This is a genomic window from Pseudomonas sp. TH49, from assembly GCF_016650625.1.
In the GTDB taxonomy this organism is placed as follows: Bacteria; Pseudomonadota; Gammaproteobacteria; order Pseudomonadales; family Pseudomonadaceae; genus Aquipseudomonas; species Aquipseudomonas fluorescens_H.
Genome location: NZ_JAEKFL010000001.1, coordinates 3,238,520 through 3,259,743, shown reverse-complemented (window position 1 = coordinate 3,259,743; position 21,224 = coordinate 3,238,520). Strand labels below are relative to the sequence as shown.

17 protein-coding genes and 5 tRNA genes are annotated in these 21,224 nt (G+C 55.8%); 6 read left to right on the top strand and 16 right to left on the bottom strand.

Features of this window, described 5'->3' with window-relative positions:
- Positions 1 to 80: 80 nt before the first annotated feature.
- The gene (locus tag JFU48_RS14780) at positions 81 to 509 is read right to left on the bottom strand and encodes a hypothetical protein (protein WP_201136819.1); all 429 of its coding nucleotides are present in this window, start codon (positions 507 to 509) and stop codon (positions 81 to 83) included.
- A gap of 94 nt (positions 510 to 603) precedes the next feature.
- Positions 604 to 1,290, bottom strand: coding sequence for an OmpA family protein (locus JFU48_RS14775; RefSeq protein ID WP_109634070.1), 687 nt, complete (start codon positions 1,288 to 1,290; stop codon positions 604 to 606).
- Positions 1,291 to 1,603: 313 nt separating this feature from the next.
- Between JFU48_RS14775 and JFU48_RS14770 the strand changes: the two genes are divergently transcribed.
- Positions 1,604 to 2,335 carry a TraX family protein gene (locus JFU48_RS14770; RefSeq protein WP_201136818.1) on the top strand — a complete coding sequence of 244 codons (732 nt, stop codon included), beginning with the start codon at positions 1,604 to 1,606 and terminating at the stop codon, positions 2,333 to 2,335.
- A gap of 784 nt (positions 2,336 to 3,119) precedes the next feature.
- Here JFU48_RS14770 and JFU48_RS14765 read toward each other — a convergent pair.
- Both JFU48_RS14765 and JFU48_RS30595 read right to left on the bottom strand, forming a co-directional pair.
- On the bottom strand, positions 3,120 to 4,610 hold the full coding sequence (locus JFU48_RS14765; protein WP_242486642.1) for a replication initiation protein: 1,491 nt from the start codon (positions 4,608 to 4,610) through the stop codon (positions 3,120 to 3,122).
- A gap of 161 nt (positions 4,611 to 4,771) precedes the next feature.
- Positions 4,772 to 4,960, bottom strand: coding sequence for a helix-turn-helix transcriptional regulator (locus tag JFU48_RS30595; RefSeq protein WP_223886552.1), 189 nt, complete (start codon positions 4,958 to 4,960; stop codon positions 4,772 to 4,774).
- 406 nt (positions 4,961 to 5,366) lie between these two features.
- Between JFU48_RS30595 and JFU48_RS14755 the strand changes: the two genes are divergently transcribed.
- The gene (locus tag JFU48_RS14755; RefSeq protein ID WP_242486641.1) at positions 5,367 to 8,561 is read left to right on the top strand and encodes a tetratricopeptide repeat protein; all 3,195 of its coding nucleotides are present in this window, start codon (positions 5,367 to 5,369) and stop codon (positions 8,559 to 8,561) included.
- Between the two features lie 289 nt (positions 8,562 to 8,850).
- On the opposite strand, the gene JFU48_RS14750 is transcribed toward JFU48_RS14755, so the two are convergent.
- A tRNA-Arg gene (locus tag JFU48_RS14750) sits at positions 8,851 to 8,927 on the bottom strand.
- A gap of 294 nt (positions 8,928 to 9,221) precedes the next feature.
- Here JFU48_RS14750 and JFU48_RS14745 point away from each other — a divergent pair.
- On the top strand, positions 9,222 to 9,452 hold the full coding sequence (locus JFU48_RS14745) for a hypothetical protein (RefSeq protein ID WP_003227247.1): 231 nt from the start codon (positions 9,222 to 9,224) through the stop codon (positions 9,450 to 9,452).
- Positions 9,453 to 9,472: 20 nt separating this feature from the next.
- Positions 9,473 to 9,652, top strand: a complete 180-nt coding sequence (locus tag JFU48_RS14740; protein ID WP_003227249.1) for a PA3371 family protein — start codon at positions 9,473 to 9,475, stop codon at positions 9,650 to 9,652.
- Here the strand turns inward: JFU48_RS14740 and phnN are convergent.
- Complete coding sequence (gene phnN, locus JFU48_RS14735; protein WP_003227252.1) at positions 9,627 to 10,196, bottom strand: phosphonate metabolism protein/1,5-bisphosphokinase (PRPP-forming) PhnN; 570 nt, start codon at positions 10,194 to 10,196, stop codon at positions 9,627 to 9,629. The genes JFU48_RS14740 and phnN overlap by 26 nt on opposite strands.
- 389 nt (positions 10,197 to 10,585) lie before the next feature.
- Between phnN and JFU48_RS14730 the strand changes: the two genes are divergently transcribed.
- Positions 10,586 to 10,912 (top strand): Arc family DNA-binding protein, encoded by a 327-nt coding sequence (locus tag JFU48_RS14730; RefSeq protein ID WP_003178899.1) that lies wholly within the window; start codon positions 10,586 to 10,588, stop codon positions 10,910 to 10,912.
- A gap of 213 nt (positions 10,913 to 11,125) precedes the next feature.
- On the opposite strand, the gene JFU48_RS14725 is transcribed toward JFU48_RS14730, so the two are convergent.
- Both JFU48_RS14725 and mgtE read right to left on the bottom strand, forming a co-directional pair.
- Positions 11,126 to 12,457 (bottom strand): IS4 family transposase, encoded by a 1,332-nt coding sequence (locus tag JFU48_RS14725; RefSeq protein WP_201136773.1) that lies wholly within the window; start codon positions 12,455 to 12,457, stop codon positions 11,126 to 11,128.
- Between the two features lie 113 nt (positions 12,458 to 12,570).
- Entirely contained in the window at positions 12,571 to 14,013 is a 1,443-nt protein-coding gene (gene mgtE / locus JFU48_RS14720; protein WP_201136815.1) for a magnesium transporter, read from the bottom strand.
- Positions 14,014 to 14,334: 321 nt separating this feature from the next.
- On the opposite strand from mgtE, the gene JFU48_RS14715 reads away from it, so the two are divergent.
- The gene (locus JFU48_RS14715; RefSeq protein WP_201136814.1) at positions 14,335 to 14,853 is read left to right on the top strand and encodes a cell envelope protein SmpA; all 519 of its coding nucleotides are present in this window, start codon (positions 14,335 to 14,337) and stop codon (positions 14,851 to 14,853) included.
- 18 nt (positions 14,854 to 14,871) lie between these two features.
- Here the strand turns inward: JFU48_RS14715 and JFU48_RS14710 are convergent.
- The 8 genes from JFU48_RS14710 to ltaE all read right to left on the bottom strand — a co-directional run bounded on the left by JFU48_RS14710 (position 14,872) and on the right by ltaE (position 20,984).
- Positions 14,872 to 14,948, bottom strand: a tRNA-Arg gene (locus JFU48_RS14710).
- A gap of 72 nt (positions 14,949 to 15,020) precedes the next feature.
- Positions 15,021 to 15,097: transfer RNA gene (locus JFU48_RS14705), tRNA-Arg, on the bottom strand.
- 71 nt (positions 15,098 to 15,168) lie between these two features.
- Positions 15,169 to 15,245 (bottom strand) — tRNA-Arg (locus JFU48_RS14700).
- Positions 15,246 to 15,352: 107 nt separating this feature from the next.
- A tRNA-Ser gene (locus JFU48_RS14695) sits at positions 15,353 to 15,443 on the bottom strand.
- Between the two features lie 62 nt (positions 15,444 to 15,505).
- Entirely contained in the window at positions 15,506 to 15,694 is a 189-nt protein-coding gene (gene csrA, locus JFU48_RS14690) for a carbon storage regulator CsrA (RefSeq protein ID WP_002554426.1), read from the bottom strand.
- Positions 15,695 to 15,882: 188 nt separating this feature from the next.
- A complete protein-coding gene (locus JFU48_RS14685; RefSeq protein ID WP_003227260.1) occupies positions 15,883 to 17,124 on the bottom strand; it encodes an aspartate kinase in 1,242 nt (413 codons plus the stop codon).
- Positions 17,125 to 17,214: 90 nt separating this feature from the next.
- Positions 17,215 to 19,833: an alanine--tRNA ligase gene (gene alaS, locus JFU48_RS14680; RefSeq protein WP_003227262.1), complete on the bottom strand. Its 2,619-nt coding sequence runs from the start codon at positions 19,831 to 19,833 to the stop codon at positions 17,215 to 17,217.
- Positions 19,834 to 19,979: 146 nt separating this feature from the next.
- Positions 19,980 to 20,984 (bottom strand): low-specificity L-threonine aldolase, encoded by a 1,005-nt coding sequence (ltaE, locus tag JFU48_RS14675; RefSeq protein ID WP_201136813.1) that lies wholly within the window; start codon positions 20,982 to 20,984, stop codon positions 19,980 to 19,982.
- Positions 20,985 to 21,224: the final 240 nt, after the last annotated feature.

Here is a 21,224-nt window from a genome sequence, read left to right as displayed (position 1 = left end):
CACAAAGAAAACCCATCATAGAGCCAACCTATATGCCAGCAAAAAGCCCCAATGAAGGGGCTTCTGAACAAGCACGTAAATCAATAATGTCGAAGTATTTGCGCAACACCCGCAAAAAATTCTTCGGGATGGTTGGAATGCGTCTCTATATCATTTTCTGAAACATACGCTGACCACTTGCCATTTTCATATACAAATTTAAAAGCGTCTGTACCAGCAGTTTGGCGGCTGTAACCGCCGATATTGTCTATCGGACGCACCTTCTGAACGCCATTTATCAGCAGTGACATATATCCGGTGTCGCGATTGCCTGGCTCATTCCAGAAAGTGAGTTGAATACTTTCTGCCTTCGGTCGCCCTACAGCTTTATCCAAGTATCGAGAGGTGTTTTCGCTGTACACAGCATCAGCCGTCGCAGTTGCCGGCATGACCTTATTCATTTTAGGTTCGCCACAGCCGACAAGTGCAGCCAAAACCATGGTGACAACGATGATGCTCAGCTTTTTCATAATCAGATTCCCTCAATTTAATGTGCCAGGATCTCGTCCTGCTGTAACAGCGGGGCGGTATCGAGACCTGGCAAAGGAGCCAGACGTAGATTTGTTACTGCGTCCGCTCCATAGCGACGGGCTGCAGCGGCGCCTTCAGCTTGATCTCCACACGACGGTTCTGCGCCCTCCCCTGCTCCGAGCTGTTGCTTGCGATCGGCTGCGACGGACCGGCACCGAACACCTGAATGCGATTCTTATCAATGCCCTGGCTCATCAGGTGCTTACCGACGCTAATAGCGCGCCTCTGGCTCAGCTCGATGTTGCTAGAGTTGCTACCGACACTATCGGTGTGGCCAGTAACCTCAATGTTGTTTTCTCCGTACTGCTTGAAGGAACCAGACAGTTTGTCCAGGTTAAATTGGGCAGCAGGAGACAGTTCAGTCGAGCCATTAGCGAACGTGATCGCACCAGGCATCACCAGCTTGATGTCATCGCCTTGGCGCTGTACGTCGATGCCAGTGCCAGCAGTCGCTTTGCGGAGTTCAGCCTCTTGACGGTCGGCGTACACGCCGTAACCTGCGCCGGCCAAGCCACCGATACCAGCGCCAATAAGTGCGCCTTTACCACGGTTGTCCTTGTTGATCAGCGCCCCTGCTGCGGCTCCTGCAATAGTGCCGATGGAGCCCCAGGTCAGGGTCTGGTTGCGGGAACCATCCTGATCCTGCAACCCAGTACGAGCGCAGCCAGTGAGAGAGAAGAGAATGCTGGTAACCAGCACGGAGGTAATAGCTTTTTGCATGTCGAGGCCTCTAATTGTTAGTCGTAGAATGGAGAAAGTGCGTCCGAGCCAGTTGATAGAGTCAACCGGATATATACGAATAACAGCGAGCACCCGACCGGGCTATTTTAGTTATTGCCTCCCTACCCCTATCGCTGCTCGGGAGTAGTTTGGTACACAGCGATTAACTGCTAATTACTTTCTAGGCATAATTATGTACCAGCATTACCGCACATACAAGTAACAAACCGCCAACTTCTTCATGATAAATATATATCACAAGACCAAAAGCCATATATAATTAACGACAACAAATAGCCGCTGCAGACTAACGATGAATACTTTCGAAAGAGACAGCTCGCTCGATCTAATTAAGTGGATCGCACTATTTACGATGATCATCGATCACACCTGGTTCGTGCTACCAAATGAAATCCAGGAAAATCTGTCCTCGATGCGGATTATCGGACGACTTGCATACCCCTTATTCTGTCTCGCAACTGCGACAAATGTTGTCCGGCAGCCAATCAGTTGTCCAATCGGATGGAAATATCTGAGTGGGATATTACTATTCGCCATCCTGAGCCAATGGCCGTATTCGAGATATTTCGATAATGGGCATTTAAACATTCTGTTCGTCATAGCACTTGGGCTAGTTATCGCTCAGGCGATGCATCATCGAACTCCCGGACTGATCTTATGCGGGATCCTAGCCCTGATGACCACAGTCGCGCTCCGTCCGATACTGAGCTACGGCCTAACTGGAGTGTTGTTACCTACTGCACTAGTAATCGCGCTTCAGGCACGGAAGCTAGAGATTAAAATCGTAAGTTGGTCCCTATCCGCTCTCCTCGCCGCTATCGCAAATGTCGGCAGCTCGATTTTGCTGTTGCCTGATCTGCCCACGATGGATCATGCGGTAATCATCGCAGCCGCATTGGCACCAGTGCTCGGACTGACTCTGCTGCAGGTCCAGGTGCCACCGTTACGCTCCGTCAAAGGATGGCTCTACCCAGTTTATCCGATTCATTTACTACTTCTCAGCTCCCTATCAATATCGTTTTGATGTCACCTAGCAAGCGCTTGGACGTTGAGGCTTCACTAGATCGCGCGGTATCTCCTCGCCCTTCGCCTGCCACTTCACAGCCTCCAGGATGCGTGTCGATGCTTGAACTCACTTCCTTCCCTTCCGGGGCCTCTCAAGCGCCTCAGGCGCTTGATCAAAGATTGGGCATGCCGCCTCGCAGGCACGCAGATACCCCGACGATAAGCACTCCTATGGGTCGATAGCGAATACGAAAAAATCGTACGCTAAGCGTGCGGCCTGTCAGGTTGAGTCCATAGAGCTTGAAGCCTTGAGGGAATGCCAATCAAAAAGAAGGGGTCAGCATTTTCAAGGTCGCGGCCGATTCCCAGAAAAAGCCAAAGGGTCAGTGTCCCGAAAAGAAGTCCGGAACCGGCCCAAAACGTGATGAGAGGAAAATCGGGGGCCAGAAACGGCGAATCCCTCTCTAGGAGGGATTCTCAGCCATCGATTGCGTACGTTCGACGGGGCAGGTCGTTCTTGCGTCGCGCTAGGCGAACTGCTTTCGCAGTAACGGGGTGCGATCCTTGCGGATCCCTGTAACCACCCTGTGGTACACGACTAAGTCGCAAGTTGATTATGCAAGGATCTACAAGCGTCCAAAAGGCCCATTGATCATTTTTGTTCATCATGCTTCACGCTGAATAATGGCCCTTGCCTTGTTCAAAGCTCGCAGCCACGAACTTCAACTCATAGGCCAGAGTCGCTGGCCTAGTCGGCTCACACAGCGTCTCAACCTGACAGGCCGCACGCTTAGCGTACGATTTTATCCAAATTCTGTTGGCTTCCCTTCATAGTCTCCAGGCCGCACGCCGATACTCGAACTCACTCCTTTCCCTTCTAGGGGGCATTTCGGGTTCATAGCTGTTGTCTCGGCGCTTGAGTGTTTGCACAATCTATAATCCACTGTTTGGCGTCGTCTGGATTGTTTCTGACCTGTGGTGCAGGGCGCAGCTCTGCCGGGGTCGAGAGGGGCAGAGCCCCCGGCTTCCTTGTCTACCCCCACTTCCCGCGAGTTGCTTTTCAAAGCCCACGTCAAAGGGGCGGTTACCTGATGTGCACCATAATTAACATCCAAGGTCGCGCTGGTAGAGGCCGCGGAATGATTGCATTCGCTTCCTCGATCGCTGGTGCCAGCGACGATTTGTGATTGCATGCAAGGGGATTTAGCCGCGCCCAGGACGGCTATGATCTGCGGCCGCGAGACTTCATCCAGGACGTGGCCATAGTTGGCCACCGTCTGCCGAGAGAGACCTGCAAAGCTGGCTATCGAGGCTTGAGTCAGCTTTTCACCGCGCTCCTGGAGTCCTCTGCACGCCGCTCGGATCTTCGATTCGGTAGCCTTATGCCGCAATTCGTGGGTGCGCCTGGCTGCGAGGCTCTGACGCTCGTTTAGTGGTAACGACTTGTCGAGTTCCATCGCCCCCCGGCAACACCTAGCGCTGCCCTCGTAGCGCGTCCACGTCCAACGTGCGACGGATCTGACCGTCGCTCTTACTGAGGACAGCATTAAGTCCTGGGTAAAGCCATTCCTAGCGAACTTGTTATGGTTGTGAGCGAAGGCTTCCAGTCGCCGTGTCAACGTGGCAAGCGTCCCGCGCTCGCGCTCCTGGTTCACGATGCTGTAAGCGAAATAGCGAAGCTGTTCAAACAGGATGCAGTGTCTGGAGTGCGGGAGGTCTTCCAGCTGTGGCCCCGTCTTCCAGGGCGAAACCTCCAGCTCCACATAATCGGCCAGTTCGCCTAACTCGTAGACGTGGTTATGCAACTCTGAGGTCGACCACCACGGATGCCCTGGAGTCTTGGCGACTGGGCCACTGTTGTAATCGGTATCGGCCTTTAAGCGCAGGGCAAAGGCGGTGTAGACCGCCTTCATGTACTGAATCGGCTTGTCTCGGGCGTTCTCAGTCGTGCAGACCGGAGGAATGGCGTAGAAAAGGTGTGAATGACCATTATTCCTGTTCCGCACGATCAGGTTCGGCGGCGGCAGACCTTCGTCGTCCCAGGCAAGTGAATTAATGTGATCGAGGTCGAAGATCAGCCAAGACACCATCCCTGGACGATTGATCTGCATGTATGGATAGCGAATGGCGTGCTCGCGGGGGCGAACTCGCGCGGCGGTTTTGTTATCGCTACAGCGAGCCAGATACGGGGCCTCCATCAACACGCGATTGAACACACCGCCCGGCTCAAAGAATCGGGATGGAGGTGTATCGATCAGTGAAGATGTCCCAATACAATGAACTATTGCCGCCATCGACCACCGCCTGATCGGCGGTGAACGCGCACGCAGAATTGATGCTTGCAGATCTGCAAAGGCATATACATACTGTGCTCACCGATTGCGTTCCGCAGGTTTCCGCCAAGAAATCAGCTGCCGAACGTAATTAAGGAAAAGCCCGCCTCGTGCGGGCTTTTTTATGCCCGTTTTTGCGGAGCGTGTCGCTGCTGCGCGTAAAACTCACAAATGTCTGCGAGGTTCCAGCGAATTGCGCGACCGAAGTGCAACGGCTGTGGAAAGGCGGGATCGTTTTTCGATAGTCGATAAAGCGTTGATCGTGAAATCTTAAAGATCTCGCAAACTTGCTCAGTAGTTTGAATTTGCATCGCATACGTCTCGTTGTCGAAGCCTGTGACGCTGATCATTCGCGACACGAGCTGACACGTCAATCCGCTGAACTTTGGCACTAACTTGCTGTTTTCCCCGTCGTTTTTCTATCGCAATTGCATCTGAATATATTTATGCGGCGCCACAGCGAGGTGCTAACAAACAAAGCGACAGAAATGAATTAAAACACTTGTAATTATAACTAACTAATCTAGCTAAATTTAGATTTACGTCGATTGTGAGCATCACGCCTGGTTGTTACGCCAGTACAGAGGACACCCCAAGCCGATCCGCCGCGATGGGATACAATCTCGGAAAAATCGCTAGTGTTTTTAGACGCAACAGCACGCTTTCCATTGCCAAGGACCGCCGATGCCCCCGCGAACAGAGAGCCACAGGATGCAGATGAAGGCTGAAGAAAAGGTTGTTTCGCCATCACAGTTCATGCGCCAGATCCGACCTGAGCTCTATTCGGACTCAACCTCTAGCGTCAAGCATCAGCTCAAAGCCGAAATCCTGTCGCATCACCTGGACACCATCACCGAGCGTAACCAAACGCATGACTTTGAACTGTTCTGCCGCAAGCTTTGCGAACGGACGATTTGTCCAAACCTAAGGCCGGCAACTGGCCCGGAGGGTGGCGGTGACAGCAAGGCCGACACCGAGACCTCTCCGGTCTCCGATGAGATTAGCAAGCTCACCTTTATCGGTATGGCCAATAGCGGCAGCGAGCGATGGGCTTTCGCCTTCAGCGCGAAAAAAACGTGGGCCGACAAAGCGAGGTCGGACGTGGATGGAATCGTGGCCACAGACCGCGACTACAAAAAGATCTTTTTTGTGACGTCCAGAGCCGCGCGTGCGAAGGATCGAGCCCGAGTGGAAGATGAACTCACCCGTAAGCACGGTGTTCAAGTGATCATCCACGACCGTGCCTGGATCATCAATGAGGTCATCGATAAGAATCGCCGCGATCTTGCGTTTAACTATCTGAGGATCGGTGAAGAAACGAGCGATCTTGATCTTGGCCCATCTGATTATTCGCGAAAGCAGCAACTAGCCGACATAGAGCAGGAACTTGCGGACCCTTCTACGTTTGTCGGGATGAAGATGCAGCGCGCATCCGAAGCGCTTGTGGCAGCAAAGCTGGCGCGAGAGCTGGAACTGCCGCGAACTGACGTCGACGGCAGGTTTGTTCGGGCCGTTCGCCTGGCGGACGATGGAGGAACGCATCGGCAGCAGCTCAACGCGCGCTACGAGTCGCTCTGGACGGCGTTCTGGTGGTTCGACGACATCAAGGCCATCGTCGACGGCTATGATGGCTTTGAAGCCCTTGTCATCGGAAACGAACATGCGACTAATCTTGAGATGCTGTGCAACTTGGCGCAGTTATTATTCAATACCGTCATTCATGAGCACCTCACGTCGGAGCAAGTCCGACTGGAACCCCGAATTGCCCGGTTATCATCAAGGCTTGCCGAACTAGCGAGCGACAGCAGCCGGCCAAACAATGCGCTGGAGGCAAAGACTTCGCTGCTGACCATCCAGCTCAACGAAGCCCTGATTGCCGGCGAGCCAGAACGAATTTCCTCGCTGTGGCCACAGTTTGCAGACATCCTCGTCGAGGCTGACGGCTTGGGGGAGTTTGATGCTAAACGCCTGGTTAGGCTAATTGAGGTGTTCGGCCAGGTCGCCGGCAAAGACCGAGGTTACCGGAACCTTGTGGACCAACTCTCCGACTTCGTGTCTAAACGTACGGGGGAGGTTCAAGGCGCGGTGGTATTGCTCAATCGCGCCAAGCAACTCGACTTCGACGAAAACATGGAGATGATCCGGCTTCTTGGCAAAGCCGCCCGGCTGCTTTCCAAAAAGGAGCATGCGGAAAACCTGGTTGACGCCCTGCTTCAACTTTCGGTCGCTTACCAAAGCGCTGGTTTACTCTGGGCGGCACGTGCGAGCTGCACCTCGGCCGCCGCGACCTTGTTCATTGAAGGTGAAGAAAACGGCGAACTCCCGTCAACTCTATTTCCGACGCTGATGAATGCGGCATGGCAAGCGGTCCAGCTTAAGCACTTCCCTGAGTTGCTGGGAATGGTTCAGATCGCGCGCGGATGCCTGAACGCTTTGCCACTCGACGACAAGTCGAAGAGTCGTGCCGCTGCGCAATTGAAGGACTTCGACATGGTCCTAGCCTGTCAACTGACGAACCTCTCCTCGGAGGAGATACCGCGACTAGAATTGATCCCTGATATCTTGGAAGGGCTGGACCTGAACATCAGCAGGTTCACGCTGCTATACCTGCTGGGATATGAGGACGCTCTGAGGCAGGAAGGATGGGTTCCCGAAAGCGAATCTCCCAAGGACGTACAGAGTTTTTTCAATCAGTTGGCGGGGCAGCCCGCTGGCGACGCACATTGGCGACCATCAATTTTCAACGACCAGAATACTCAGGTGTTTGCCACCTCAGTACTTGGCGTTCAGGTAAACGTCATACATGAGCCCACCGACACAGGTATAACCGTCGCCGAAGCCATTGCTGGAACAGTCGAGGCGTTCTTCGCGACCGCGTTCGAACTGGGCGCTTTCGCTCACGCGGAGCGTTTCGATGTCACAGTTGTCGATGCGAGCATCGCGCGTTTCGAGGTGACGGCTGATTTGGACCGTATGAGAGCGACGGTTCGCTGGCCCAATGACGTGTTTCCCGGGACCCCGTCGGTGCATGGCGACTTTCTCTCCATGTTGCTGGAAGTCGCCGCCATCATCTTTTCAGCGACTTGCACTGCGAAAAACTTCAAAGAAGCGGCTGATCGGCTATTCAAGACAGACGCAGCAATGGAACGCGTTGCGATGATTGGTTCACTGTGCATCAGCCGCCAGCGCATCTTCGACGGCGTGTCGCGCCTGAACTCCTGGGATAAGCGTTCACCGAAAAGGTTCGAAGCCAAGCTGGAAAGGCCGCAGGTTAGACGGGAGCCGCGACCAGCCAGAGAAGAAACGCAAGCCAAAGACGAGATCCTCGATGAGAGGGAATTCCCGACGTTGACAGACCACCGCAATGTGAAAGTCCGATCGGTGATCGATGTCCACCTCTGGGATCGCGCTGGCTGGATGGGCATAGCTTATGGAGTGGTTAATCCCATGGCGCCGCCCTTCATTGCGATAATGTTTAAGGATAGGGATGCGGCCGTAAAAATATTTGAGCGGTGGCGAGAGCGATTCGGGACAGTAGACAAGGAGGAGGAAATCCACGTAGGCATTGTTCGCCGGTTTTCCATCGAGCATCCGACGCATTACGGAATGGTCATCACCTCAAAGATCCCGAGGGATCAAGGGGATCTACAAGTTGCGATGCTGGCGTCGCGCTCCCTGACCATGGAACCTGCTGATGACGTCAACCTCACAAGGTTTTTGGACGACTACAAGAAGGCTGGTGCTTATCTCTTAATGCCAGTTGTAATGGTGCCTGGGCAACCACCGCAATTCATCGACGGAATCTATCTGCTTAAGAGATCGTTGCAGGTGAAGGACGCTTCCGATGTTGGCCCAAATGACCTAGAAAACATGTTTCTTCAGCCTCGGGGATTTGGGCACAAGCACACATGACCTGTAAGGGTTTATCTCTGTCAGCCGCCCCTACATGGGCGGCTCAAACGTCCCGGCCAATTCCGACGTATCGAGATCAACTGCAGCGCAAATGACTTTTCAATTGGAATGGAATTCAAAGAAAGTGAGAACGAGCTAGCACCAGTTTCGGAAATCGACCAAAACACCCATGGTTCCTTGGTGGATCTCTCGATAATGAACGTGCAGAGAAGTGGGGACCAAAGTGGGGACTAGCGACAAGGATAATCGAAAAAGCTAACACCAAGTCTCGCTAACCACTTGATAATTATGGTGTCCCAGGGCAGGTTCGAACTGCCAACCTTCCCCTTAGGAGGGGGATGCTCTATCCAATTGAGCTACTGGGACACTGAGTTGTCACGGCCGGACACGGCGCGACGGACGGCGTGCATGTTAACGGCCGGCCCTTGATTTGTCATGTCGTCCGTGGGCTTTTTAAGTGTAGGCAGGCGCCTTGCAATGCTGCGGGAACATTTACCGTGCAATTTGCACTCCTCCAAAAAGCCATCATTGCAGATTGCAACCCGCGCCTTATGAAAAACCCTTCCAAATGCTTGTTTTTAAAGGACTTCACAGCGGTTAGACTGTTGGCACGACGGCTGCTATGTCTGTTCTCATAACAGAACAAACGGAGTCCGCCCCATGAACAGCACTCTCCTGCTCGCAAACGCAATCGCACTGGCGGTTTTGGTTGGCTTTCATTTTGTCCCCGAGAGTGCTGAACCGGTTGCTCAGCGTATGCCGCATTACTTGCAGGTGCAGAAAGCGCCGCAGTGGGCGGTACTGAGCGATCAGAGCGACTTCGCGGCGCAGGCGGTCAATGAGCCTGAGCAAGCACTGCCGACGCGCGACACCGAACGTCTGGTTTTTTGAAATATCTTCAGGAGTACAGCATGTCCAAATCAGCCGCAGGGTTTCTGATCCTCGCCTTATTGAGTGGCGTTGTGCATTTTTCGCTGTTCGAGGAAACCGCAGTCACCCTTCCCCTGATTGGCTGCGGCGTATTTGCGGTGTTGTTTGTGCTGGCCCTGGTGGCCGGGCGCAAGATCAAATTTGATCCGGTGCTGCGTTAAGCCGGATCAAGTTCAGCAATTGCTTAACGGCGTCCGCCAGGTCGCCTGAGTTGTCGATCAGATGCACGGGCAAATCAGTTGCCCTTCTGTCCTTGAACAGCGCATTGCGCGCCAGCCTCGCATCAATCTGCTCAGGCGTCTCCCGGCCACGCCTGAGCAGGCGTTCACGCAAGACCTCGTCCTTGACCGTCAGCAGCACCGGCAGCAGTGTCGGGTAGCGCTCAAGCGCCTGACGCAGGTTGGCGCGTGAGCCGTTCACCAGTACGCGTCGCCCGGCACGCAACCATTCGTCCATTTCTGCCGGGATGCCATAAGCCAGCCCATTGGCGTGCCAGGCCAGCGAGAAGCCCCCGGCTTGCTGGCGTCGCTCGAACTCTTCGGGCGTCACGCCGATAGCGTCCTCGCCCACGGATTCCGCTGATCGGGTAATTACTCGACGCATGACTTCGCAGTTCAACTCGCGCAAAGGCTCACGCGCGGCCTCGATCAGGCTGTCCTTGCCTGAACCGGAGGGTCCCATCAGATAAATAAGCTTGCCATCCATCCTGAAAACGCCCTCCGGCCGGTGTTTGCCCCTAGTAAATCGGCAAATTGCCACTATCCTGTACAGGTAAGGAACAAGGATCGAAAGCCGCATAGCATGCACGTTCTGACGTCTTTGGACATCAACAGATGTGCACCCGGAAGCGGTCATAGATGCGGACCAAGGCAAAGTTTTCAAACCAGTCCGCATTTCTGATAATTGGTGCTGGCATTACGCCTTTACCCAGCTCAATATTTGTCACAGAATTGACGCCAATGATCTGGCAATTTTGAGGCATGATGCGGGCCTCTTAACAATTCAGGTTGAACCATTTGGCGCGGATGCTTGTCCTACCACACATCCTGCGGCCAATCCCGAGAACCGCTCCCCTGAACTAACCGGTTAAATATATGCGCCCATTGAAACAGGCAATTTATTCCAGCCGTACGGCTGACAAGTTCGTCGTACGTCTGCCAGACGGGATGCGTGAACGCATTGCCGAGGTGGCTCGCAATCATCATCGCAGCATGAACTCCGAAATCATTGCGCGCCTTGAGCAGAGTCTTATTCAGGAAGGTGCACTGGGCGAAGAGTTGAGCATGCGCCTGGACAGCCCTGAGCTTTCGCTGCACGAGCGTGAGCTGCTGCAACGCTTCCGTCAGCTGTCGCACCGTCAACAGAACGCCCTGGTGTCGCTGATCGCTCACGACGCCGAAATGGCCGCAGACGCGTCTTGAGTTGCGCCGAACATCTCAAGCCAGCTTAAGTGCTGGCTTTTTTTTGCCCGGATTTTAATCACGACAATCCGAGGTAGACCTGTAATGAGGGGATTTATCCCCGATGGTACCAAGGCCTCTCCTGGGGTCGCTGCGCAACCCATCGGGGATAAATCCCCTCGCCACAGATAAATACACAGGCACAAAAAAGCCCGCCAATTGGCGTAATGCTGTTCACTTAAGTGGAGCAGCCTTACGATCCACAGGAAACCGGGTCTTTGAAATTTTCACCGTCCTAGGTCTTGAAGGCCTTGGGCGGTGATCCAGAAACAATCCTCCAATACCTGCCCTCAACTCTGATAGCCGCCTCCCTGTCGCTGAAATCGGATTGGCTGCTGCCATTACGATCAGTTGGACCGCGATGTACTGACAGGCTGGTTTGAAGCGGATGTCCGAAGGGAGGCGACCCAATGCAACTGCCGCTTGACTGGCTTCCCGACGAACCACGTTGTAAGCCAGCAACAGTCCCCAGACTTCCTGATAGATCAAGTCGACTTTTTTGCTACGCAAGGTCACTGCGTTCTGCTGCATTGAGCTTTTGATGTCTCTGAAGCCTAACTCGATTTCCCAGCGTTCCTGATAAAGCCGGGCAACGGCTTCGGTGCTGTAGGTGCTCGCCGGCAGTGACGTCATGACTGTCTTGAGTTTGCCTTGAATTTCATAGCTGACTTCGCGGGCCTCCCAATGTGTTGAGAGGGCCGGATTTCGGGCTCTGGCTTGCGGTGAGACCTTCATGCGCACCAGGCGATCATGCGGGTTGTAACGAGCCACTTCCTCACAAACCGTGCCTTTTTTGGCTGGAATCAACCAGTGCCGATGTGTACCGGCTTTATTCAGATTCGACAGTAGTTCGGCACCCCAGAACCCTTTATCGAATAACGTCACCGAGTGATCGGGAACCTGCTGCAAAAACTCGTCGGCCAAGCGCATTTCACTGCGTCGGTAAGGGCTCAATTGGGCATCCAGGATTACGTGCGAACGCACATTCATCAACGCCACCAAGCGCAGCATGGGGAACGGAGTCTGGCGCTCGGTCCGGGTGTTTCCCGACCCGAAATGATCTCGAAGTTCGGGCGTATCCGGAGTACGCAAAAGCGCACCGTCCACTGCAAACACTTGCAGGCCCTGCCAAGCATCATCGGTATAACGCTCCGCGCCCCATTGATGACCTGTCTTGCGAAATAACCATTCAACAGGATCGGCACCGAGCCGCTTACGCGCTTCGGTTACACCGCTTCGTGCTAATAGCTGGTCAGAGGCCAGCCCTTGGGCACAAATGTTCAAACGCCTGGCCACTTCGTGGACCGGCTCGTCACGAAACAGCGCCATGCCGAGTACCAGCCAAAGCACTTGATCGGCGGGCAAGCGACGTCGGCGAATGGTCGCCTGACTGGAGAGATCCAGTGCAGACGCTACCCACTCAACCGGAATATGTTGGGTAAAGGTACTCAGATCGCAGAAGTTAAAAAGATCGCCAAGGTCGAGCAGGTCTTGCTGAACAGACATAAAAAATCCGATGCCAGAGGTCTGGCATCGGATTTTCAAGTAAGCCCTGCTGAGACTCAAATGCTTAAGTGAACAGCATTACGCCAATTGGCGGGCTTTTGCATTGCGGCGAATCAGAGCAGGAAGATCGTCGCCAACCCCAGAAAGATGAAGAAGCCACCGCTGTCGGTCATGGCCGTGATCATCACACTGGCGCCCATTGCCGGGTCGCGACCCATCTTGGCCAGCGTCATCGGGATCAACACCCCCATCAGCGCTGCAAGTAGCAGGTTGAGGGTCATAGCCGCCGTCATTACCACGCCCAGCGACCAACTGCCGTAGAGCAAGTAAGCGACCACACCGATCACCCCGCCCCAGACCAGACCGTTGATCAACGCCACCGCGAGCTCCTTGCGCATCAAGCGCGAGGTGTTGCCCGTGCTGACCTGGTCGAGCGCCATGGCGCGCACGATCATGGTGATCGTCTGGTTACCGGAGTTACCGCCAATACCCGCCACGATCGGCATCAGCGCCGCCAGCGCCACCAGCTTCTCGATCGAGCCTTCGAACAGGCCGATCACCCGCGAAGCGACAAAGGCAGTGATCAGGTTGATTGCCAGCCACGCCCAGCGGTTGCGCAGGGATTTCCAGACGGAGGCGAAGATGTCTTCCTCTTCCCGCAGACCCGCCATGTTGAGGACTTCGCTTTCGCTCTCCTCACGAATCAGGTCGACCATTTCGTCGATGGTCAGACGGCCAATCAGCTTGCCGTTCTTGTCGACCACCGGGGCCGAGATCAAGTCGTAACGTTCGAACGCCTGAGCAGCGTCATAGGCGTCTTCGTCCGGGTGAAAACTCACCGGATCGCTGGCCATGACTTCAGAAACCTGTTTGTCCGGATCGTTGACCAGCAGACGCTTGATCGGCAGCACACCCTTGAGCACGCCGTCGTAATCAACCACGAACAGTTTATCGGTGTGCCCCGGCAGCTCCTTGAGACGGCGCAGGTAACGCAGAACCACTTCGAGACTGACATCCTCACGGATGGTCACCATCTCGAAGTCCATCAGCGCACCGACCTGCTCCTCGTCATAGGACAGCGCCGAACGCACGCGCTCGCGTTGTTGCTGGTCTAGCGTCTCCATCAGCTCATGGACGACGTCTCGCGGCAGCTCGGAAGCCAGGTCAGCAAGTTCGTCGGCGTCCATGTCCTTGGCCGCAGCCAGGAGCTCGTGATCGTCCATGTCGGCGATCAGCGTTTCACGAACCGAATCGGATACTTCGAGAAGAATGTCGCCGTCGCGATCAGCCTTGACCAGTTGCCAGAGCGTCAGACGGTCGTCCAGCGGCAAGGCTTCAAGGATGTAGGCAACGTCGGCGGAGTGCAGATCATCGAGTTTGCGCTGCAGCTCGACGAGGTTCTGCCGGTGAACCAGGTTCTCGACCCGGTCGTGATGCGCGCCTTCCTGGCGATGAGTCAGGTCTTCGACGACCTTCTGGCGCTGCAGCAGCTCAACGACCTGAGCCAGGCGATCCTGCAGGCTTTCCTGTATTTTCTTTACTTCGATTTCGGACATAGGCGAACTCCACTCCCAGCAGCGGGGCACGCCGGAAGGATCAATCAGTCAATTCATGATTGGTGAAACGGGTTACTGAGTAACTACTGGGTAAGTCCATGGAGGTTTTCCATAAGCCCCGGCGGGGCTGACGGGCGCAATGATACACCGCCTGACAGTTTTAAACGTTAAAAAATCGCGGTCGAAACAAGCGCTTGCGCGACAAAGCTGAGCACTGTCCTGACCCGTGCAGATGCGACGACTCATCTTGAAAAGAAAACACACCGGCACTGAAAAATGTAGCGACTACCCTTGAGCGTAGATCGTCATGGAGGACGTCGAATGCTATCCAGAACATTCCGTTTTGTAGTCGCCAGCCTGCTCTGCCTGCCGCCCGCCGGGGTTGCCAACACCCTTCACCGCTGCGAAGCACCCGACGGCGGCATCACCTTCACCACCCTGAGTTGTGCGAACGATGAGCAGCGCTCGCTGCAGCAAGTCAAGCCCTACTCGCCCGGATCTGTCGTGCCGATCATGCCGGAACACAACCACGAAGAAATATCCGGTATGACAATCAGGGGACGTGAACCAGGCATCGTTGGCCGCCTGGAGGACAAATGCGGCAACCTGATCAATGCCAGGCAGCGCCGCGCAGCGATCATCAATCAACGAGTGATTGCCGGAATGAGCCAACGGGATGTTGAAAGCGCTCTGGGCAAACCGGACAAGGTGAATATTCGAACGTCGACGACAAGCTATCGATACGACCTGAAACGAGGCCGCAGTGCTCAAGTCGATTTTGATGAGAAGGGCTGCGTGAAAGGAAAAGCCAAATCGCAGACAACAAAAAGCCCGCGTTAAACGCGGGCTTCTTGAATATGGTGCACTCGACAGGATTCGAACCTGTGACCGCTCGGTTCGTAGCCGAGTACTCTATCCAGCTGAGCTACGAGTGCATTTTGTGTTTTTAGACCAGACCACAACTGGTTGAAGCCGAGTTGCCTGTATTGCTACAAACGACTCTTAAATGGTGCACTCGACAGGATTCGAACCTGTGACCGCTCGGTTCGTAGCCGAGTACTCTATCCAGCTGAGCTACGAGTGCATTTGTGTTTTTAAACCAGACCACAACTGGCTGAAGCCGAGTTCTTTATATCGCTATAAACAACTCTTAAATGGTGCACTCGACAGGATTCGAACCTGTGACCGCTCGGTTCGTAGCCGAGTACTCTATCCAGCTGAGCTACGAGTGCATTTGTTGCGCCGCATTATAGCCCGTCTAATCTCTATTCCAACCACTTTTTCTAATAAATTCAACAACTTACAGAAAAAGCCAGATTACAACGTACTAAGCAAATAATGGCGGAGAACGGGGGATTCGAACCCCCGACACCCTTTTGAGGTGTACTCCCTTAGCAGGGGAGCGCCTTCGGCCACTCGGCCAGCTCTCCGCAACACGGGGCGTATATTAACCACCTTCTTCCCCGTTTGCAAACATAAAAATCGATAAAAATTAATGGCTTGGTTCTTCGTCCTTCTCTTTCTTTATACGCAGGTAAATTTCCTCACGGTGCACGGCAACCTCTTTCGGGGCGTTGACGCCGATACGCACTTGATTTCCTTTGACGCCGAGCACGGTCACGGTGATTTCGCCATCACCGATAATCAGGCTTTCTGCGCACCGACGAGTCAGAATCAGCATACCTTTCTCCTCACGCATTTCATTTCAGGGACAACAGTCTGCAAAAAAAAGGCACCCGACCTACAACCGGAGCGATCGTAGCCCTACATGCCTGAGTATTGACCAGCGCGAGCAAAAGAACAGTTCAGGGCTCGCGCCATTCAAAAAATAAAGGGCGCGGTCAGACCGCGCCCTTCAGGTGACCGGATTTACTCGCCCTGACGGGCCGGCGCATCCAGTTCGAAAGCCGTGTGCAGGGCGCGCACGGCCAGTTCCAGGTACTTCTCTTCGATCACCACGGAAACCTTGATTTCCGACGTCGAGATCATCTGGATGTTGATGCTTTCCTTGGCCAGGGATTCGAACATGCGGCTGGCCACGCCTGCGTGAGAACGCATGCCGACACCGACGATCGAGACCTTGGCAATCTTGGTGTCGCCCACCACTTCCCGGGCACCGATCTCGCGAGCGGTGTTTTCCAGCACGGTCTGTGCGGCCTGGTAGTCGTTGCGGTGCACGGTGAAGGTGAAGTCGGTGGTGTTATCGTGCGCGACGTTCTGCACGATCATGTCGACTTCGATGTTCGCGGCACTGATCGGGCCGAGAATCTTGAACGCCACGCCCGGGGTGTCTGGCACGCCACGGATGGTCAGCTTGGCTTCATCGCGGTTGAAAGCGATGCCGGAAATGATCGGCTGTTCCATGGTTTCCTCTTCATCAATAGTAATGAGGGTGCCCGGACCCTCCTTGAAGCTGTGCAGTACGCGCAGCGGAACGTTGTACTTGCCGGCGAATTCCACCGCACGGATCTGCAGCACCTTGGAACCGAGGCTGGCCATTTCCAGCATCTCTTCGAAGGTGATCTTGTCCAGACGCTGGGCGACTGGCACCACACGCGGGTCAGTGGTGTAGACACCATCGACGTCGGTGTAGATCTGGCACTCGTCAGCCTTCAATGCCGCCGCCAGTGCCACGCCCGTGGTGTCGGAACCGCCACGACCGAGGGTGGTGATGTTGCCGTGCTCGTCGACGCCCTGGAAACCGGCGACAACCACCACGCGACCTGCTTTCAGATCACCGCGAATCTTCTGGTCATCAATCTGCAAGATACGCGCTTTATTGTGCGCACTGTCCGTCAGGATCCGCACCTGATTACCGGTGTACGACACCGCCGGCACACCGCGCTTGATCAGCGCCATGGCCAACAGGGCAATCGTCACCTGCTCACCGGTGGAAACGATCACGTCCAATTCACGCGGAACCGGTTGCGCGTCGCCACTGATTTGCTTGGCCAGATCGATCAGACGGTTGGTTTCGCCGCTCATTGCAGACAGCACAACCACCAGGTCATCGCCGGCATCGCGGAATTTCTTAACCTTGTCGGCGACCTGCTCGATTCTCTCGACAGTACCGACCGAGGTGCCTCCAAATTTCTGTACGATCAAAGCCATTTCAAAGCCGCCTCTGCCCATGAAGGGCGCCCAATAATCACTCGAACAGCCGCCGGGCCCGCCACTAGACTGCGGGCCCGACGGGCCGTTTTATAAACCCTGCTCGACGAATGGAACGGTCAGCGCCAGTGCGCCATCCAGTGCGCCGGCGTCGACACCGCCGCCCTGCGCCATGTCCGGACGACCACCGCCCTTCCCGCCCACTGCCGCAGCAGCCTGTTTCATCAAATCACCGGCTTTGAGTTGGCCAGTCAGGTCCTTGGTTACACCTGCAACCAGTACGACCTTTTCCTCATGGACACTGCCGAGCAGGATCACTGCGCGGCCGAGTTTGTTTTTCAGCTGATCGACCAGCGCCAGCAGCGCCTTGCCGTCCTGACCATCCAGACGTGCAGCCAGAACCTTCACGCCCTTGACGTCGACTGCCGAGTTCGACAGATCGTCGCCCGCGGCGCTGGCAGCCTTGGCCTGCAACTGCTCGAGTTGCTTTTCCAGCGCGCGGTTGCGCTCCAGCACGGCCGACAGCTTGTCGATCAGATTGTCGCGGCTGCCCTTGACCAGGTTGGCCGCTTCCTTGAGTTGTTCTTCAGCAGCGTTCAAGTAGGCCAGTGCCGCAGCACCGGTGACTGCCTCGATACGACGCACGCCCGACGCCACACCGCCTTCGCTGATGATTTTCAGCAGGCCGATGTCGCCGGTACGGTTGGCGTGGATACCGCCACACAGCTCGACGGAGAAATCGCCGCCCATGCTCAGCACGCGCACGTTGTCGCCGTATTTCTCGCCGAACAGCGCCATTGCGCCTTTCTGCTTGGCGGTTTCGATGTCGGTTTCTTCGGTTTCAACCGCGGAGTTCTTGCGGATCTCGGCGTTGACGATGTCTTCCAGCGCTTTGATCTGCTCCGGCTTGATCGCTTCAAAGTGGCTGAAGTCGAAGCGCAGACGCTGGCTATCCACCAACGAACCTTTCTGTTGCACGTGCTCGCCCAACACCTGACGCAATGCAGCGTGCAGCAAGTGGGTGGCCGAGTGGTTCAGCGAGGTCGCGTGACGCACTTCGGCATCCACGTGAGTTTCCACCGGAGCGCCAATGGTCAGGCTGCCGGAATCCAGCACGCCGTGGTGCAGGAATGCGCCGCCAGTCTTGGTGGTGTCACGGACGTCGAAACGCGCGTTGCCCGCCTGCAGATAACCGCAATCGCCGATCTGGCCGCCGGATTCAGCGTAGAACGGCGTCTGATTCAGCACGATTACCGCCTCTTCGCCTTCACTCAAGACGTCGACCGATTGGCCATCTTTATAGATAGCGACGATTTTTGCCGAACCGCTGGTGTCGGTGTAACCGGTGAACTCGGTGGCCACATCAACCTTGACCAGCGTGTTGTAGTCCAGACCGAACGAACTGGCCGAACGCGCACGCACACGCTGAGCTTCCATTTCACGCTCGAAGCCGACTTCGTCGACCGTCAGGCCGCGCTCACGCGCGATGTCGGCGGTCAGGTCCATCGGGAAACCGTAGGTGTCGTAGAGTTTGAACACCACGTCGCCCGGCACCACGGTGCCTTTGAGTTCCAGCAGATCCTGTTCGAGGATCTTCAGGCCGTGCTCCAGGGTCTTGGAGAACTGTTCTTCTTCGGCCTTGAGTACGCGCTCGATGTTGCTCTGCTGCTTCTGCAGTTCCGGGAAGGCTTCGCCCATCTCGGCGACCAGCGCGGCAACGATCTTGTAGAAGAAGCTGCCGGTGGCGCCCAGCTTGTTGCCGTGACGGCAGGCGCGACGAATGATCCGGCGCAGCACGTAGCCGCGGCCTTCGTTGGACGGCAGCACGCCGTCGGCGATCAGGAAACCGCACGAACGGATGTGGTCGGACACCACTTTCAGCGACGACTGATCGCCATTTTCGCAGCCGATGGCTTCAGCCGAGGCCTTCAGCAGGTTCTTGAACAGGTCGATGTCGTAGTTGGAATTGACGTGCTGCATCACCGCACTGATCCGCTCCAGGCCCATGCCGGTGTCGACCGACGGTGCTGGCAACGGATGCAACACGCCATCGGCGGTGCGGTTGAACTGCATGAACACGTTGTTCCAGATCTCGATGTAACGGTCGCCGTCTTCTTCCGGCGAACCCGGTGGGCCGCCCCAGATGTGGTCGCCGTGATCGTAGAAAATCTCGGTGCATGGGCCGCACGGACCGGTATCGCCCATGGTCCAGAAGTTGTCGGAGGCGTAAGGCGCGCCTTTGTTGTCGCCGATGCGGATCATGCGCTCGACCGGCACGCCGATCTGCTTGGTCCAGATGTCATACGCTTCGTCGTCGGAGGCGTAGACGGTGACCCAGAGTTTTTCCTTCGGCAGTTTCAGAACGCCGGTCAGGAAGGTCCAGGCGAAGGTAATCGCGTCGTGCTTGAAATAGTCACCGAAGCTGAAGTTACCGAGCATTTCGAAGAATGTGTGGTGACGAGCGGTATAACCGACGTTTTCCAGGTCACTGTTCTTGCCACCGGCACGCACGCACTTCTGGCTGCTGGTTGCGCGGGTGTACGCGCGCTTTTCCTGGCCCAGGAAGCAGTCCTTGAACTGGTTCATCCCCGCGTTGGTGAACAGCAGGGTTGGGTCGTTGCCCGGAATCAAAGAGCTGGAGGCTACACGGGTGTGGCCTTGCTCTTCGAAGAAGCGAAGGAAGGCTTCACGGATTTCTGCGCTTTTCATTAGGTTCTTCCACGGAGGCTGCGGCCAAAGGCCTGTACGAAACGTCAACAGACGAAACGACGGCAAAGGGCCGCATTATATCGGCCCTTCGCGTGGGGTACAGCGTGTTTATACGATAGTAACGGTCAATTGGGCGGCTAACGCTGTCACTTGCGCGAAAACTCGACGAATGTCGCGATCACTTGCTCGATTTGCGAGCGACTGACGTCCATGTGCGTGACCATGCGCAAGCGCGCCGCGGCGCTCAACTTGATTCCGCGTTCGGCGGCAAACGCCTTGAGCGCTTCAGCCTGATCGCCCATTTGCACGTAAACCATGTTGGTCTGCACCGGCTCGACGCTGAACCCGGCCTCGCGCAAGCCTTCGGCCAAAAACTGTGCGTTGGCATGGTCATCCGCCAGGCGCTCGACGTGGTGATCCAGCGCATACAGTCCCGCCGCCGCGAGCAACCCGGCCTGACGCATGCCGCCGCCAACCATTTTGCGCAGACGCCGGGCCTTACCGATCAGTTGCTCAGTGCCACACAACACTGAACCGACTGGCGCCCCAAGGCCTTTGGACAGGCACACCGACACCGAATCGAAATGCCGAGTGATTTCCCAGGCATCCACCCCGAGCTTGACCGCCGCGTTGTACAGGCGCGCGCCGTCCAGGTGCAGAGCCAGGCCGTGCTCCTGAGTGAATTTGCGCGCCCGGGCCAGATACTCCAGCGGCAGCACCTTGCCTTGCATGGTGTTTTCCAGCGCCAGCAGCCGGGTACGGGCGAAGTGAAAGTCGTCCGGCTTGATCGCTGCCGCCACGTGAGCCAGATCCAGCGAACCGTCGGCCTGCACTTCCAGCGGCTGCGGCTGGATCGAACCGAGCACCGCCGCGCCACCGCCCTCGTACTTGTAGGTATGCGCCTGCTGGCCGACGATGTATTCGTCGCCACGTTCGCAGTGCGCCATCAGGCCCAGCAGATTGCTCATGGTGCCGGTTGGCACGAACAGCGCGGCGGCAAAGCCCAGGCGTTTTGCCAGTTCCGCCTCCAGACGATTGACCGTCGGATCTTCGCCGTACACATCGTCACCGGTGGCCGCCGCAGTCATCGCGTCGAGCATGGCAGGAGTCGGTTGGGTGACGGTGTCGCTGCGAAGATCGATAACGCTCATGAACCTGGCCTCAGAGTCAGCAGGGGAAATCCCTTTTCGAAGTTGAATTACTGCGGTCATGGCGCCGATTAATCAACCCCTGAGCGCGAAAAGGTCAGGTTACGTCTTGAGAACACGCCATCCATGTGGGAGCGAGCCTGCTCGCGAAAGCGGTCTGTCAGTGACACATCTGCTGACTGACACACCGCCTTCGCGAGCAAGCCCGCTCCCACAGGTTCTGTGCAAGGCCGGAAAATCTGT

Bases quoted from the DNA above. Each gene is read 5' to 3' on its own strand.
- JFU48_RS14780 (WP_201136819.1), bottom strand. From the start codon at position 509: ATGAAAAAGCTGAGCATCATCGTTGTCACCATGGTTTTGGCTGCACTT.
- JFU48_RS14775 (WP_109634070.1), bottom strand. From the start codon at position 1,290: ATGCAAAAAGCTATTACCTCCGTGCTGGTTACCAGCATTCTCTTCTCT.
- JFU48_RS14770 (WP_201136818.1), top strand. From the start codon at position 1,604: ATGAATACTTTCGAAAGAGACAGCTCGCTCGATCTAATTAAGTGGATC.
- JFU48_RS14765 (WP_242486642.1), bottom strand. From the start codon at position 4,610: ATGGCGGCAATAGTTCATTGTATTGGGACATCTTCACTGATCGATACA.
- JFU48_RS30595 (WP_223886552.1), bottom strand. From the start codon at position 4,960: ATGCAAATTCAAACTACTGAGCAAGTTTGCGAGATCTTTAAGATTTCA.
- JFU48_RS14755 (WP_242486641.1), top strand. From the start codon at position 5,367: ATGAAGGCTGAAGAAAAGGTTGTTTCGCCATCACAGTTCATGCGCCAG.
- JFU48_RS14745 (WP_003227247.1), top strand. From the start codon at position 9,222: ATGAACAGCACTCTCCTGCTCGCAAACGCAATCGCACTGGCGGTTTTG.
- JFU48_RS14740 (WP_003227249.1), top strand. From the start codon at position 9,473: ATGTCCAAATCAGCCGCAGGGTTTCTGATCCTCGCCTTATTGAGTGGC.
- phnN (WP_003227252.1), bottom strand. From the start codon at position 10,196: ATGGATGGCAAGCTTATTTATCTGATGGGACCCTCCGGTTCAGGCAAG.
- JFU48_RS14730 (WP_003178899.1), top strand. From the start codon at position 10,586: ATGCGCCCATTGAAACAGGCAATTTATTCCAGCCGTACGGCTGACAAG.
- JFU48_RS14725 (WP_201136773.1), bottom strand. From the start codon at position 12,457: ATGTCTGTTCAGCAAGACCTGCTCGACCTTGGCGATCTTTTTAACTTC.
- mgtE (WP_201136815.1), bottom strand. From the start codon at position 14,013: ATGTCCGAAATCGAAGTAAAGAAAATACAGGAAAGCCTGCAGGATCGC.
- JFU48_RS14715 (WP_201136814.1), top strand. From the start codon at position 14,335: ATGCTATCCAGAACATTCCGTTTTGTAGTCGCCAGCCTGCTCTGCCTG.
- csrA (WP_002554426.1), bottom strand. From the start codon at position 15,694: ATGCTGATTCTGACTCGTCGGTGCGCAGAAAGCCTGATTATCGGTGAT.
- JFU48_RS14685 (WP_003227260.1), bottom strand. From the start codon at position 17,124: ATGGCTTTGATCGTACAGAAATTTGGAGGCACCTCGGTCGGTACTGTC.
- alaS (WP_003227262.1), bottom strand. From the start codon at position 19,833: ATGAAAAGCGCAGAAATCCGTGAAGCCTTCCTTCGCTTCTTCGAAGAG.
- ltaE (WP_201136813.1), bottom strand. From the start codon at position 20,984: ATGAGCGTTATCGATCTTCGCAGCGACACCGTCACCCAACCGACTCCT.